The 13,795-nt window shown below is 71.2% G+C and carries 12 protein-coding genes; 7 read left to right on the top strand and 5 right to left on the bottom strand.

What is annotated here, in order from left to right; translation table 11 throughout:
* Position 1: 1 nt before the first annotated feature.
* Positions 2 to 703 (top strand): endonuclease III, encoded by a 702-nt coding sequence (gene nth / locus HD595_RS15080; protein WP_253769474.1) that lies wholly within the window; start codon positions 2 to 4, stop codon positions 701 to 703.
* A gap of 74 nt (positions 704 to 777) precedes the next feature.
* The gene (locus tag HD595_RS15075; RefSeq protein WP_253769472.1) at positions 778 to 1,416 is read left to right on the top strand and encodes an NUDIX hydrolase; all 639 of its coding nucleotides are present in this window, start codon (positions 778 to 780) and stop codon (positions 1,414 to 1,416) included.
* 49 nt (positions 1,417 to 1,465) lie between these two features.
* On the opposite strand, the gene HD595_RS15070 is transcribed toward HD595_RS15075, so the two are convergent.
* On the bottom strand, positions 1,466 to 1,984 hold the full coding sequence (locus HD595_RS15070) for a HEAT repeat domain-containing protein (protein ID WP_253769470.1): 519 nt from the start codon (positions 1,982 to 1,984) through the stop codon (positions 1,466 to 1,468).
* 81 nt (positions 1,985 to 2,065) lie between these two features.
* On the opposite strand from HD595_RS15070, the gene HD595_RS15065 reads away from it, so the two are divergent.
* Positions 2,066 to 3,256, top strand: a complete 1,191-nt coding sequence (locus HD595_RS15065) for a MarP family serine protease (RefSeq protein WP_253769468.1) — start codon at positions 2,066 to 2,068, stop codon at positions 3,254 to 3,256.
* 14 nt (positions 3,257 to 3,270) lie between these two features.
* On the opposite strand, the gene HD595_RS15060 is transcribed toward HD595_RS15065, so the two are convergent.
* From HD595_RS15060 to acs, 4 genes are all read right to left on the bottom strand, one after another.
* A complete protein-coding gene (locus HD595_RS15060) occupies positions 3,271 to 3,717 on the bottom strand; it encodes a DUF309 domain-containing protein (protein WP_253769466.1) in 447 nt (148 codons plus the stop codon).
* Positions 3,714 to 4,634, bottom strand: a complete 921-nt coding sequence (locus HD595_RS15055) for an alpha/beta fold hydrolase (RefSeq protein WP_253769464.1) — start codon at positions 4,632 to 4,634, stop codon at positions 3,714 to 3,716. Before HD595_RS15055 ends, HD595_RS15060 begins: the two co-directional genes overlap by 4 nt.
* Entirely contained in the window at positions 4,624 to 5,091 is a 468-nt protein-coding gene (locus tag HD595_RS15050; RefSeq protein ID WP_253769462.1) for a phage holin family protein, read from the bottom strand. Before HD595_RS15050 ends, HD595_RS15055 begins: the two co-directional genes overlap by 11 nt.
* A gap of 316 nt (positions 5,092 to 5,407) precedes the next feature.
* Positions 5,408 to 7,381: an acetate--CoA ligase gene (gene acs / locus HD595_RS15045; protein ID WP_253769460.1), complete on the bottom strand. Its 1,974-nt coding sequence runs from the start codon at positions 7,379 to 7,381 to the stop codon at positions 5,408 to 5,410.
* Between the two features lie 291 nt (positions 7,382 to 7,672).
* Between acs and HD595_RS15040 the strand changes: the two genes are divergently transcribed.
* From HD595_RS15040 to HD595_RS15025, 4 genes are all read left to right on the top strand, one after another.
* On the top strand, positions 7,673 to 8,506 hold the full coding sequence (locus HD595_RS15040; RefSeq protein ID WP_253769458.1) for a Fic family protein: 834 nt from the start codon (positions 7,673 to 7,675) through the stop codon (positions 8,504 to 8,506).
* 1,161 nt (positions 8,507 to 9,667) lie between these two features.
* Positions 9,668 to 10,708, top strand: coding sequence for a septum site-determining protein Ssd (gene ssd / locus HD595_RS15035; RefSeq protein ID WP_253769456.1), 1,041 nt, complete (start codon positions 9,668 to 9,670; stop codon positions 10,706 to 10,708).
* Between the two features lie 361 nt (positions 10,709 to 11,069).
* Positions 11,070 to 12,224, top strand: coding sequence for a TadA family conjugal transfer-associated ATPase (locus HD595_RS15030; RefSeq protein WP_253769454.1), 1,155 nt, complete (start codon positions 11,070 to 11,072; stop codon positions 12,222 to 12,224).
* Between the two features lie 341 nt (positions 12,225 to 12,565).
* Entirely contained in the window at positions 12,566 to 13,282 is a 717-nt protein-coding gene (locus HD595_RS15025; RefSeq protein ID WP_253769452.1) for a type II secretion system F family protein, read from the top strand.
* The last annotated feature ends 513 nt before the right edge of the window (positions 13,283 to 13,795 follow it).

The following is a 13,795-nucleotide window of genomic DNA, read 5'->3' as shown; positions in this document are numbered from 1 at the left end:
AATGCCCCAAGAGTCAAGGCTCGCCCTCGTCCGTCGTGCCCGCAGGATGAATCGCATCCTTGCGGAAACCTACCCCGACGCACATTGCGAGCTCGACTTCGGTACCCCGCTTGAGCTGCTGGTCGCGACGATCCTCTCCGCTCAGTGCACGGACAAACGAGTCAACATGGTGACTCCCATCCTCTTTGCGAAGTATCCCACTGTTGAGGACTACGCCGCCGCAGACCCATCCGAAATGGAAGAAATCATCCGCTCGACCGGGTTCTTCCGGGCCAAGACCAACAGCATCATCGGCATGGCCAAGGCCGTGACCGAGCGCTACCGGGGCGAGGTCCCCGGCAAGCTGAAGGACCTGGTCACGCTGCCCGGCGTCGGCCGCAAGACGGCCAACGTCGTGCTCGGCAACGCCTTCGACGTGCCCGGCCTGACCGTGGACACGCACTTCCAGCGGCTCGTGCGCCGCTTCGGCTGGACCGACGAGACCGACCCGGTCAAGATCGAGCACTTCGTGGGCGAGCTGATCCCCAAGCGGGAGTGGACGGTGTTCTCCCACCGGCTCATCTGGCACGGGCGCCGCATCTGCCACGCCCGCCGCCCGGCCTGCGGGGTGTGCCCGCTGGCCGCGCGCTGCCCCTCGTACGGCACCGGCCCGACCGACGCCGCCCAGGCGGCCAAGCTCGTCCGCTCCGGCCCCTTCTCGTGACCGGCCCGACCGACGGAGCCGGCTCGATCCATGATTTCGGGAAGCCCGGGGGAGGGCGGCGTGTTGGAGATGGCGTGATCGTGGTCCCCGACTGGCTCGACAGACTGGCCGCGCAGGCCGTACGGATCCCCGTCCCCGAAGGGCTGCGCCCGCCCGAGCGAGGCGGTCGCCCGGCCGCGGTGCTGCTGCTCTTCGGCGAGGGCCCGCTGGGCCCGGACGTGCTGCTCATCCAGCGCAGCACCCGCGGCCGCAGGCACGCGGGCCAGCCCGCCTTCCCCGGCGGCGGGGTGGACCCCGGCGACGGCGGCCCGGTCGGCGCCGCCCTGCGCGAGGCGGCCGAGGAGACCGGCCTCGAACCGTCCGGCGTGACCGTGCTGTGCTCCATGCCCGAGCTGTACGTCTGGCGCAGCGACAACCGCGTCACCCCCGTCGTCGGCTGGTGGCACGAGCCCTCCGCCGTCCACGCGGCCTCGCCCGACGAGGTGGACTCCGTGGAGCGGGTGCCGATCGCCGAGCTCGTCGATCCGGGCAACCGGTTCACGCTGCGGCACCCGCGCGGCTTCGCCGGGCCGGCGTTCCGGGTGCGCGGGATGCTCGTGTGGGGGTTCACCGCGATGGTGCTGGACGTGGTGCTGCGCGAGGCCGGGCTGGAACGGCCCTGGGACCCCGGCCGGGTGGAGCCCATGCCGCCTGACGTCCTCGCCCGCGGCTGACGTCCTCTGACCGGCTGAGGGAGGCCCTGGAGGCCCCCGAGGGAGCGTCCTAGACGTCCTCGCCCATCGCGAGGGCGACGCCCAGCGCGGCCCAGGCCGCCACGTCCGCGTCGCCGTCGCTCGCGAGCTGCCGCAGCGTGTCCAGGCCCGCCTGGTCCGGCGGGTCGCCCAGCACGTGCTGGAGCGCGTACGCGGCGCCGTACCTCACCCGGGCGTCGGCGTGACCGGCCAGGGCGATCACGGACGGCAGGGCGCGCGGGTCGGCGAGGTGCCCGAAGGCGATGAGCACCGAGTAGAGCAGCATCGGGTCGTCCTCGCCCGCCGCCAGGCGGCGCAGCACCGGAAGGGCCCGGTCGGCGAACGGCCGCAGCATGCCCATGACGTCCACGCCCAGCAGGCGCTCCTTGACCGTGCCCCCCTCGCACAACCGCCTGGCCTCGACGAACGACTCCAGATCGGCCCGCTGCCACAAGACGGAGATCACGTGCCACCGCAGCGGCCCGTCGGGGTCGGCGTCGGAGAGAGCCGTCTCGACCAGCCCGCGGACGGTTCCCTCCAACGGCGGCATAATGCTCAAGGTAGTCAGGAGGGGACGCTGCGCTCCGGCAAGACGTGCACACTTGACCCTATCGCTGGTTACCTTTGAAGCGTGCGCGGTGATCTGCTCGACCTCATCCTGATCGGCCTTGTGATCGCCTTTGGCGTGTCGGGTTACCGGCAGGGGTTCATCATCGGCGTCATGAGCTTCGTGGGCTTCGTCGGCGGGGCCGTGCTGGGCGTGTTCATCGCGCCGCCCATCTCCAAGGCCGTGGTCGACGGCGACACCCCGCAGGCCCTGCTGGCGATCGTCATCGTGTTCCTGTCGGCGACGATCGGGCAGTTCGCCTCCTCGACGATCGGCGCGGTCGTGCGCAGCCACGTCACCTGGGAGCCGGCCAAGGTGGCCGACGCCGTCGGCGGCACGTTCGCCAGCGCGCTGTCGGTGCTGGTGATCGCCTGGCTGATCGGGTCGCTGGTCGTCTCGACGTCGTTCTCGCTGCTGGTCGAGCAGGTCAAGAGCTCCATGCTGCTGACCACCGTCGACGAGGCCATCCCGCAGGCCGCGCGCAACTGGCAGCAGCCGTTCAAGAAGTTCATCGACCGTTCGGAGTTCCCGCCGGTCTTCGACGCGATCGGCGCCGGGCAGATCATCGACGTCCCGCCCGCGCCGCGCAGCATCCTCAAGGGCGCCGGGCTCGGCCGCGCCCAGCGGGCCATCGTCAAGGTCCAGGGCAACGCCGAGAGCTGCAACAAGCACATCGAGGGCACCGGCTTCGTCTACGCCAGGGACCGCATCATGACCAACGCGCACGTCGTGGCCGGCGTGACGCGCGATCTGACCGTCATCGACTCCGAGAACCGGCGCCGCCCGGCCACCGTGGTGCGCTACAACCCGCAGCGCGACATCGCCATCCTGTACGTGCCCGGCCTGGGCCTGCCCCAGTTGCCCTTCGAGGGCGAGGCCGACAAGGGCGACAACGCCATCATCGCCGGCTTCCCCAAGGGGCAGGGCTTCACCGCCGAGCCGGCCCGCATCCGCAGCCGCCTCGAAGCCGAGGGGCCCGACATCTACCGCGCCAAGAACGTCACCCGGCAGGTCTACGCGATCCGCGGGAAGGTGCTGCCCGGCAACTCGGGCGGGCCGCTGCTCACGGTCGACGGCAAGGTGTACGGCGTGATCTTCGCCGCCGCCGTCAGCCAGCAGGACACCGGCTACGTGCTGACCGCCGCCGAGGTCCGGCCCGACGCCGACCAGGGCCGCGACGACACCACGCCGGCCGGCACCCAGGAGTGCGACTAGGGGCTGACCAGGGGCTACTGCGCGGGAAGGTCGTCCATGATGATCTTGATCGCCTGCTCGGGGTCGGTGTCGGGGCCCAGGGCCGAGGCGCTGCGGCCCACCGCGTCGTACGGCTCGCCGTACGCCTGCACGCGGGCCGCGCCCCGGTCGAACAGCGTCAGGGCGCCGCGCCCGTTGCCGCGCTGGAGGTGCGTCAGGCCCACGCAGATCTGCGCCAGCCCCTGCCACAGCTCCCGCTCCTGCTCGGGCGCGCACTTCCAGCGGCCCTCGAACACCTCGTGCGCGTTGAACGGCAGGCCCTCGCGCAGGAAACGGCGGCCGTCGGCCAGCGCCTGCTCGGTCGTGGGGGCGTAGTCGTCGGGCACGCGCGGCATGCCGGGCGAGCCGTACGGCAGCGGCCTGCCGTAGGCGTCACGCGGCCTGGCGTTGCGCGGCCTGCCCTCGGGATCGCGATCTCTCATCGGTCGGGCTCCGGATCCGACAGCCAGCCCAGCAGCTCGGCGTCGAACAGGTCGGGGGTCTCCTCGTGGGGGAAGTGGCCGGCGCCTTCGAGCAGCTTCCACCGGTAGGGGGCGGCCACGTAGCGGCTCGACCCCTGGGCGGTGCGCGGCAGGAGGCACGTGTCGAGCGCGCCGTGGAGCTGGAGGGTCGGCGCCTCGATCTCGGTGCGCATCACTCGGGCGTAGCGCCGCCCGTCGGGGCGGAGCTGGGAGCGGCCGAACCACCGGTGGTACTCCAGCGCGCAGTGGGCGACCGTGGGGATGCCGAACGCCTCGCGGTAGACCTGGGCGGTCTCGGCGTCGGGCCAGCCCGGCCCGGACCACTCGTCGAGCAGCCTGCCGACCATGGCCGCGCCCTTGCGGGTCAGCCGGTGCTCGGGCAGGAACGGCAGCTGGAAGCTGAGACGGTGGCTGCTGGCCCGGAGCTGGCCGAACGGGTCGGTGAGCAGGGCGCCGCGCAGCCGTACGGGATGGGGGGCGGAGACCGTCACCAGACGGCGCACGCACTTGGCGTCGAGCACGGCCATCGTCCAGGCGAGCAGCCCGCCCCAGTCGTGGCCGACCACGATCGCGCCCGTCTCGCCCAACGCCCGGATCAGGCCCGTCGCGTCGGCCGCCAGCGTCGGCAGGTCGTAGCCGCGCGGCGGCTTGTCGCTGCCGCCGTAGCCGCGCAGGTCCACCGCGACCGCCCGGTATCCCGCCTCGGAGAGCGAGCGCAACTGGCGCCGCCACGTCCACCAGAACTGCGGGAAGCCGTGCAGCAGCAGCACCAGAGGCCCCTCGCCCGCCTCCACGACGTGGAAGCGGGTGCCGCCCGCGTGGACCTGCCGGTGCTTCCACGGGCCGTCGATGTGGACGGCGGACTCGTCAGGTGCCATCGCGGCTCACCGGCTCCCGGTGCAGCCCGACCTGGCCCGCCGACGGCTCCGTGGCGGCCGCGACGGCCTCCGCCTCCTCGGGCGAGGCGATCTCCTTGAGATCCTTGATCGAACGGGCGGTGCGCTTCATCCCGGCCAGCCCCTTGAGCCGGCGGACGCCGATGAAGACCAGCAATGCCGCGACCACCAGGTAGAACACGGTCACGATGAGGAAGGACAGCCAGTCGGGCAGCCAGTGCGACAGCGCGTACGCGATCGTGAACGAGGCGAGGATCAGGCACAGGTGCGCCATGAACGCGGCGGCGGCGAACAGCCCGCCGGCCGTGCCGACCCGCTTGGCGTCGAACCTGAACTCGGCCTTGGCCAGCTCGATCTCCGAACGGACCAGGGTCGAGATGTGGTTGCTCGCCTGGGCGACCAGCGAGCCCAGGGATTCTTCCTCGGGAGTCTGCGGCATGAACGTCTCCTATCGAGGCCTGGTGGCCGTGTCAAACATCATCCAGCGCTTTGCCCCGGTTGCGGCCCCGTACGCGATGCTTGTGGGCCCGTACGAGGAGCGCCGCTTGCGTCCCTGCTTGCGGTATCTGTACGAGGCGGCCACGCCGAAGCGGGGCCACCGGACGGGCAGACCCGCTGGTGACGGTTCTTACCCAATCGGAGACGATAACGCCGTGGGTGGGGGTCCGGCTCGGCCGGGGCTCGGCCCCGGCACCCAGGCACGGCGAAGGGCCGCCGATCATTTCGGGATCAAGCGGCCCTTCAGGTGATATCGGTCAGTCCTCGGTCTTGGCGCTGGGCAGCTTCTCGGAGATGAGGTTCATCACCGTGCTGTCGGCCAGCGTGGTGACGTCGCCGATGCTGCGGTTCTCGGCCACGTCACGCAGCAGACGCCGCATGATCTTGCCGGACCGGGTCTTCGGCAGCTCGGGCACCACCAGGATCTGCCGCGGCTTGGCGATCGGGCCGAGCGTCCTGGCCACGTGGGCGCGCAGGTCGGCGGCGATGTCGTCGCTCTCCTCGGCGCCGCCCCGCAGGATCACGAACGACACGATGGCCTGCCCCGTCACCGGGTCGGTCGCGCCCACCACGGCCGCCTCGGCCACCTTCGGGTGGCTGACCAGCGCGCTCTCCACCTCGGTGGTGGAGATGTTGTGGCCGGAGACCAGCATGACGTCGTCGACCCGGCCGAGCAGCCACAGGTCGCCGTCCTCGTCCTTCTTCGCGCCGTCGCCGGGGAAGTACATGCCCTCGAACCGGCTCCAGTACGTGTCGATGTAGCGCTGGTCGTCGCCCCAGATCGTGCGCAGCATCGACGGCCACGGCTCACGCACCACCAGGAACCCGCCGCCGCCGTTCGGGACGCTGTTGCCCTGGTCGTCCACCACGTCCGCGACGATGCCCGGCAGCGGGCGCATCGCGGCGCCCGGCTTGCTGTGGGTGACGCCGGGCAGCGGGCTGATCATGACGGCGCCGGTCTCGGTCTGCCACCACGTGTCGACCACCGGGCAGCGCTCGTGCCCGATGTGCTCGCGGTACCAGACGTACGCCTCGGGGTTGATCGGCTCGCCGACGGAGCCGAGGATCCGCAGGCTCGACATGTCGAACTTGGCGGGGATGTCGTCGCCCCACTTCATGAACGTCCGGATCGCCGTCGGGGCGGTGTAGAGCAGGGTGACCTTGTACTTCTGGACGATCTCCCACCACCGGCCCCGGTGCGGGGTGTCGGGGGTGCCCTCGTACATCACGCTGGTGGCGCCGTTGGCCAGCGGGCCGTACACGATGTAGGAGTGCCCCGTGACCCAGCCGATGTCGGCGGTGCACCAGTAGATGTCGCTCTCGGGCTTGAGGTCGAACACCGCGTCGTGGGTCCAGGCGGTCTGCGTCAGGTAGCCGCCCGTGGTGTGCAGGATGCCCTTCGGCCTGCCGGTCGTGCCGCTGGTGTAGAGGATGTAGAGCGGGTGCTCGGAGTCGTGCGCCTCCGCGGTGTGCTGGTCGCTCTGCCGGTCGACCACGTCGTGCCACCACAGGTCGCGCTCGTTGACGGCGACCTCCTGGCCGGTACGGCGTACGACCAGGACGTGCTCGACCTGCGGGCACTCGGCGACGGCCTCGTCCACCGTCGGCTTGAGCGCGCTCGGCGCGCCGCGGCGGTAGCCGCCGTCGGAGGTGATGACCAGCTTGGCGTCGGCGTCGTCGATGCGGCTCTTCAGCGCGCCGGCGGAGAAGCCACCGAACACCACCGAGTGGATCGCCCCGATGCGCGCGCACGCGAGCATCGCGATCGGCAGCTCGGGGATCATCGGCATGTAGATCGCCACCCGGTCGCCCTTGGCCACGCCCAGCTCCAGCAGCGCGTTGGCGGCCTTGGAGACCTCCCGCTGGAGGTCGGCGTAGGTCAGGACCCGGCTGTCGCCCTCGGGCTCGCCCTCCCAGTAGTAGGCGACCTTGTCGCCGCGGCCCTCCTCCACGTGGCGGTCCACGCAGTTGTAGGCGACGTTCAGCTCCCCGCCGACGAACCACTTGGCGAACGGCGGGTTCCACTCAAGCGTGTCGTCCCAGCGCTTGGCCCAGGTCAGCCTGTCGGCGGCGCTCTCCCAGAAGGCGAGGCGGTCGGCGGCGGCCTCTCCGTACGCCGCCTCGGTCACGTTCGCGGCGGCCGCCAGATCGGCTGGGGGCGCGAACCGGCGGTTCTCCTGCAGGAGGTTCGACAGCGCCTGGGGCTCGGTGCCAGGGGTCTCCGGGGCCACCTCGTGCTCCTTCTATGGCCAGGTTGTTAGGTCGTGTCCCACTTCACCAGCTCACGGGGTGCGCACACAAGAGGTCTAGACAGGTCTGTACCAAGAGGGGCGAAGCGCAGTGTGATTATCGGAAATGCATGGCAAAAGCTATTGAAACGTTGCCACTTCGAAATGGAACAAAGCTGGGGGGAGCCTAATGGCGGCGGTTTATGGGCCCTCTCGCGGGGCCGTCCGGCCGGGTGCCGTATTCCGGGGGTTGGCCCGTGGAGCAGGTAGTACTCACGGGTAAGGTCTGGTTCCGTGAGTGACCCACTGGCCGTCATCGCGCGGCTCCCCGGCGTCCCCGAGGCGGTGGAGGAGGCCCGGCGGGCCGTAGACCTCCTGTACCGGCACCGCGTTCTGCGCCGTGCCAGCCCGACGGTGTCCGCGGAGTCGTCGCTGCGCGGCGCGCGCGCCTCGGCGGCCATCGAGGGCGTGGACGTGCCGCTCGACGCGCTGCGCCGGGACGAGGTCCATGACCCGGTCGTGCAGGGGGCGCTGCGGGCGTCGGCGGAGCTGGGGCGGCTGGGGCCGACCTGGCGCAAGGCGCCGCGGCAGGTCCTGGCCCGGCTGCACACGGTGGCCGCGGCGGGGCTGACGGACGCCGCGAGTTTGGGCCGCCCACGCGCCGACGCCTCGTCGCCTGTGGCGTCCTCGGGGGACGACCAGCTCGACCTCGACGGCGACTACGGCGACCTCGGCGACCTGGGCCTTGGTCCGGCGCCGGGCGCGAAGGAGACCGGCGTCCGGATGGAGGGCCTGTTCGAGCTGCTGGCCACGCCGACGAAGGCACCTGCGATCGTCCTGGCGGCCGTGGTGCACGCCGAGCTGGCCGTCCTGCGCCCGTTCGGCACGGCGGACGGCGTGGTGGCGCGGGCCGCGGAGCGGCTGACACTCGTGGAGTACGGGCTGGACCCGAAGTCGCTCGCGGTCGTCGAGGTGGGGCACCTGGAGCTGCCGTACGCGGAGGGGCTGCGCGCCTACCTGACGGGGACGGGCGAGGGCGTGGCGCAATGGGTACGGCAGTGTGCCTCCGCGGTAACCCTCGGCGTGCGTGAGGCGACCGCGGTCTGCGAGGCGCTGCAGCGCGGCTGAGCCCCGCGCTGATGACATCCGGTGCGCTTGCGCGGAGAGTGACCGCACCGGAGCCGTGGCGGCCTCGCACATAGCGGACGGCGTCTCTGGGATGAGACGCCGTCTGCCGGTACGTCACGCTGGGTTACCAAGCGTGCACCTCTATTCGTCGGATCGGGTCAAGCCCGTCTCGACGCGCCTCCCGCGGCTGGTCGCGCGTGGGTGCCCAGCTGACGCACCCGGACAAGTGGTCCGTGACACCTTTGTACGTCGGATCCGCCCTGATGGGAACCCCTTGGAACAAGAGCTTTGCCAACTCCGTGAAGGGCCTTCCGAGGGCGCGGGCATACCCGCCGGTTACCAATCCGTGACGATCACATAGAGTGATCGTCTTTATGTGATCGTTATGCTGGATCGAAAAAAACTTGGCGAAAATGCGAGTTTGCTCCTCGACGTAACTCGAGTCGATCGGGCAGCATACGGAGGTATCGCAGAAACTGGAGTGAGTGTGCGTGGGATTGCTTTGCGAGTCCCTTGCCATGCTCCGGTCATGTGATGAAAGCTTTCTTCTGAAACGGGACCGGCTCTACCCCCCCGGAGCCGGACCGATCAGGCGACCCCCGCTCTCCCCCCCGGCGGGGGTCGCCCCTTTTCCCGCCTCCGGGCTCCTCCGAGTGCGCCTGTCCCTTGTGACCCGTAGCTCATGACGGAGACCGACATCCTCCGCGGGGCCCAGCCGCCTCCGCCGGGACCGCGCTCCCTCCTACGCCAGCGCACAGCCGCCTTCGCCTCGGCTGCACTCGCCCGCACCTTCGCACGGAGCAGGCTCACCTTCGCCCGAACCCCGCTCACCTCGCCCAGCAGGGCCCGCGCAGAACCGCTCGCCGGCTGAGCACTCCTGCGCCAACCCCCTGCGACTCCCGAAGTCATCCACAGCTCATCCCCCGCCCCACACCGTCATCCAGAAGGTCGCCCCGTCCCCCGGCGCCCCCCGGCGCCCCCACGGCGTCCCCATGGCGTCCCCGCAGCGTCCCCACGGCGTCGCCCAGAAGTCGCCCCGCCCCCACGCCGTCATCCACAACCTCCCCCGCTACCACCCGCTCCTCCACAGAACCGCGTTCGCCCGCACCGCCCATCCGCCCTCCCCACGAAGGTGGACCTCCCGAACCCAGGGAGGCCCCGATGCACCGCCCACTGGTCATCACCGAGGACCGCGACCTCCTCGACGACCTCGTCCGCATAGCCGCCGCAGCAGGCGCGCAACTGGACGTCGCCCATGCCCCCGCCCACGCCCGCCCCCTCTGGAACCCCGCCCCGCTGGTGCTGGTGGGAGACGACCTGGCCGACGCGGTGGCCGCCGCCGCTCCACCCGCCAGAGACCGCGTGCTGCTGGTCGTCCAGGAGCCTGACGACCCCGACAACTGGCGCAAGTGTGTAGCCGTGGGCGCCCAGGCAGTCGTGACCCTGCCCGCGGGCGAACGCCGCCTGGTGGAAGAACTCGCCGACGCGATGGAGCCGGAGCCGCGCGCCGGAAGGGTCCTGTGCGTGATCGGCGGTCGAGGAGGCGCGGGGGCGAGCGTCCTGTCCTCCTGCCTGGCGCTCAGGGCCTCCCAGGAACGACTGCGCACCCTTCTGGTCGACGCCGACCCGCTGGGCGGCGGCATAGACGCCCTGCTCGGTCACGAGGAGACACGAGGCGCCCGCTGGACCGACCTCGTGGCCCGGGAAGGCCGGGTGAGCTCGACGGCCCTTCAGGCGGCGCTACCGGCGTTCGGAGAGCTCAGCGTGCTCTCGTTCCCCCGCGACGAGGTCCGGCGCATCCCGGCCCAGGCGATGCGCTCCGTCCTCGAAGCCGGCCACCGGGGCTTCGACCTCGTCGTCGTGGACCTGCCCCGCCACATCGACCCGGCCGCCGCCGAGGCCCTGGCCAGGGCGAGCATCACCCTCCTGGTGGTCACGGCAGACGTGCGGGGCGTTCTGGCCGCCGCCCGGGTGCTCGAGGAGACCACCCGCCACGCAGCCGACGTCCGCGCCGTGATCCGCCCAGGCGTCCTGGAAGAGGAGGTCATCACCGCCTCCCTCCACATCCCCGTAGCCGGTCGCCTCCCTGACCAGCCCCGCCTGACCGCCACCCTCAACCACGGCGAACTCCCGAAACTCGGCCCGCGCACCCCCTTGGGCACCGCCTGCGCCGCCCTCCTCACGGACCTCCTCCCCGCATGACCAGCGCACGGGCCCCCGCACAGCAGCAACGCAAAGCCACAGCGGAAGCCATAACGCCTCCACGCGAAGTCACGGCCACCCAAAGCGGATGGGCGACCCAACGCGCCAGCCCAGCCACACGCCCGCCGCGCCGCAAACCCGCAGAGACCGCGACCACAGAGACCGCAGAAGGGCGCAACCACAGACACGGCGCAACCACGGGGACGGCGCGACCGCAGAGACCGCGACCCCAGTCGCCGCACGATCACGGCGGTGCCCACCAAGCAACAGGCACGTCACAGAGACCCACACCTCAGACAAGGCAGAGACAGACACAGACCACAGCAACTCGGAAGCAAGTCAGAAGGGAAGCCGCGGAGCCATGACCGTTTCCCCCGACCTAGTCGAAGCCGTGCGGGTGCGCCTGGCACGGGCAGGCGTCGAGCCGAGCGCCGCCCAGGTCGCCGTGGCGCTCCGGGCGGAGAAGTCCGTGTACGGCGACGCCGAGATCCTGGCGGTGGCCCGGGCGCTCTGCGCCGACCTCATCGGCGCCGGCCCCCTGGAGCCTCTGCTGGCCGAGCCGGACGTCACCGACGTCCTCGTCAACGGCCCGAGAGAGGTATGGGTCGACACCGGCCATGGGCTACGCCGTACCTCGGTCACCTTCACCGACGACGGGGCCGTGCGCCGGCTGGCCCAGCGATTGGCCGCCGCGGCGGGCAGACGATTGGACGACGCCTCCCCCTACGTGGACGCCCGGCTCGCCGGTGGCGTCCGCCTGCACGCCGTCCTGCCTCCGGTGGCTCCCGGCGGCACCTGCCTGTCGCTGCGTCTACCGCCCAAGCGCACGTTCACGCTGGCAAGCCTCGTCGAGGCGGGCACCGTGCCACCCGCGGCGGTCCCGGTGCTGACGTCGATGGTGTCGGGGAGGCTCGCGTTCCTGGTCACAGGCGGCACCGGCACGGGCAAGACCACCCTGCTGTCGGCTCTGTTGTCGCTGGCAGACCCCCGCGAGCGCCTGCTCCTCGTGGAGGACTCCGCCGAACTGCGCCCTCTGCACCCGCATGTCGTACGCCTGGAGTCCCGTCCGGCCAACCTGGAGGGAGCCGGAGGGGTGGAACTGCGCGATCTCGTACGGCAGGCGCTGCGCATGCGCCCGGACAGGGTCGTGGTGGGCGAGGTACGGGGCGCGGAGATGGTCGACCTGCTCGCGGCGCTCAACACGGGCCACGAGGGCGGCTGCGGCACCCTTCACGCCAACGCGGCGGCGGACGTGCCGCCACGGCTGGAGGCGCTCGGTTGCGCCGCCGGCCTGACCAGAGAGGCCGTCCACAGCCAACTCGCCGCGGCCCTGGACGTCGTGGTGCACCTGACACGCGGACGCACGGACGGCCGCCGCCGGGTGGCGGAGATCTGCCTCCTGTCCCGTACGCCCACAGGCTTCGTGGAGGCCGTCCCGGCTCTGGGCTTCGACGCGCACGGCCGCTCCCACTTCGGCCCCGGCTACGACGCCTTGGCGGCAAGGACACCGCCGTGACGATCCCGTACCCCACACGGCGGCCCGTACCGCCACCCCAGGTCAGCAGCGAATGGCCATGCGAGACGCCGAACGGGCTGACGAGAGCAACACGACAACGAACCAGCCACGCCACAGATCAGCCGCACCCGGCACCCTGACTCAACCGCCCAGCAAGCGGCAGGCCACCCAAAACCCCACCGAGGGGCGGCCCTCCCGTAGCCCCCATCGAGGGGCGCTGCCCCTCAGCCTCCACCGAGAGGCGCCCTCCCGTAGCCCCCACCGAGGGGCGCTGCCTTAACCCCCAACCGAGAGGCGCCCTCCCTCAACTCCCCAACCACAGGAAGGACAGACCAAAACCGATGACCGCGCTCATGGCCGCGATGTGCGCAACCATCGCCGTGTGGCTGTGCACCGGCCCGGAGGCCGCCGAGACCCGGCTACGTCGCATGATCTCCCCGACCACGCCCGGCCGCCCCTTCCTATGGCAGTCCGTACGACGGCTGGCAACGCGCCCAAGCCCAGCCAGGCGAGCCGACGTATGGCGCAGAGCCACGATCGAGCTGTGCCAGTCCATGACCGCCGAACTCACCGCGGGCCGTACCCCCGGGGAGGCCCTGACCAGAGCCCTCGAAGCCGTCGACTTCCCCGACCCGGACGCACTGCGGCCCGTCGTCGCAGCAGCGAGAGATGGCGGAGATGTGGCGAGCGCCCTCGCGTCAGTGGCATCGGCCCAGGGTGGCGAAGGACTGCGCCGCCTGGCCGCGTGCTGGGAGGTCAGCGTGACGGCAGGAGCCGGTCTGGCGGCCTTGGTGGACCGGGTCGGATCCACGTTACGCACGGCCCAGGCCCACAGGCAGGACGTCGCCGCCCAACTCGCCGGCCCGCGCACCACGGCGAGAATGCTCGCCGCTCTGCCGATCCTCGGCATCCTCATGGCCGCGGCGCTGGACATGCATCCACTGGACTTCCTGTTCAGCAGTCTCCCGGGTCTCGCCTGCCTCGCCGTCGGCATCGCCTTGGACGCCTGCGGCCTGTGGTGGACCCACCGGATGGCCGAACGGGCCCAAGCGTCATGACGGGGCCGGTCCGTACCAGTGAACGAGACGACGTCCCCTCACTCATCAACATTGACGAGCGCAGTCCTGACGAAATACACACCCGCCTACATACATGCCCCCCACGTCAACCCCAAGACGATGCGGCGACAGCCCCCATCTGTGGACCGCACCGACGACTACACAGTTCGCCTCACCACCGTCTGCGGAGTACGGCTCCAGTCCAGCCGGAACCAACCGACTCAGTCGCCACCCAACCCGACCTGTCCGGGCACCCAGGGCGCAGCACTCATGCAGAACGCGACACCGTGACCCACCCACAGCGTGTAAGGGTGGGGGCTCTCCAGCGCGGCAACCCGAATACCCGCGCTCATTCAGCGACCGCCCCCCCATCCAACGAGCAGGCCGCCGCCCACCCAACGAGCCGACCGCCGGCCACCAGACATCCCCACCGCCATGCCTCCACGACGGCCCACCGACAACCGCTCCGACCGAATCGGACCCACCGATGCTGCCCCTCCTGTCCGCTCTGTG

It is taken from the genome of Nonomuraea roseoviolacea subsp. carminata, from assembly GCF_024172185.1.
In the GTDB taxonomy this organism is placed as follows: Bacteria; Actinomycetota; Actinomycetes; order Streptosporangiales; family Streptosporangiaceae; genus Nonomuraea; species Nonomuraea roseoviolacea.
Note: the sequence above shows the minus strand (reverse complement) of the source record. Positions and strands in the feature narration are given on the sequence as shown.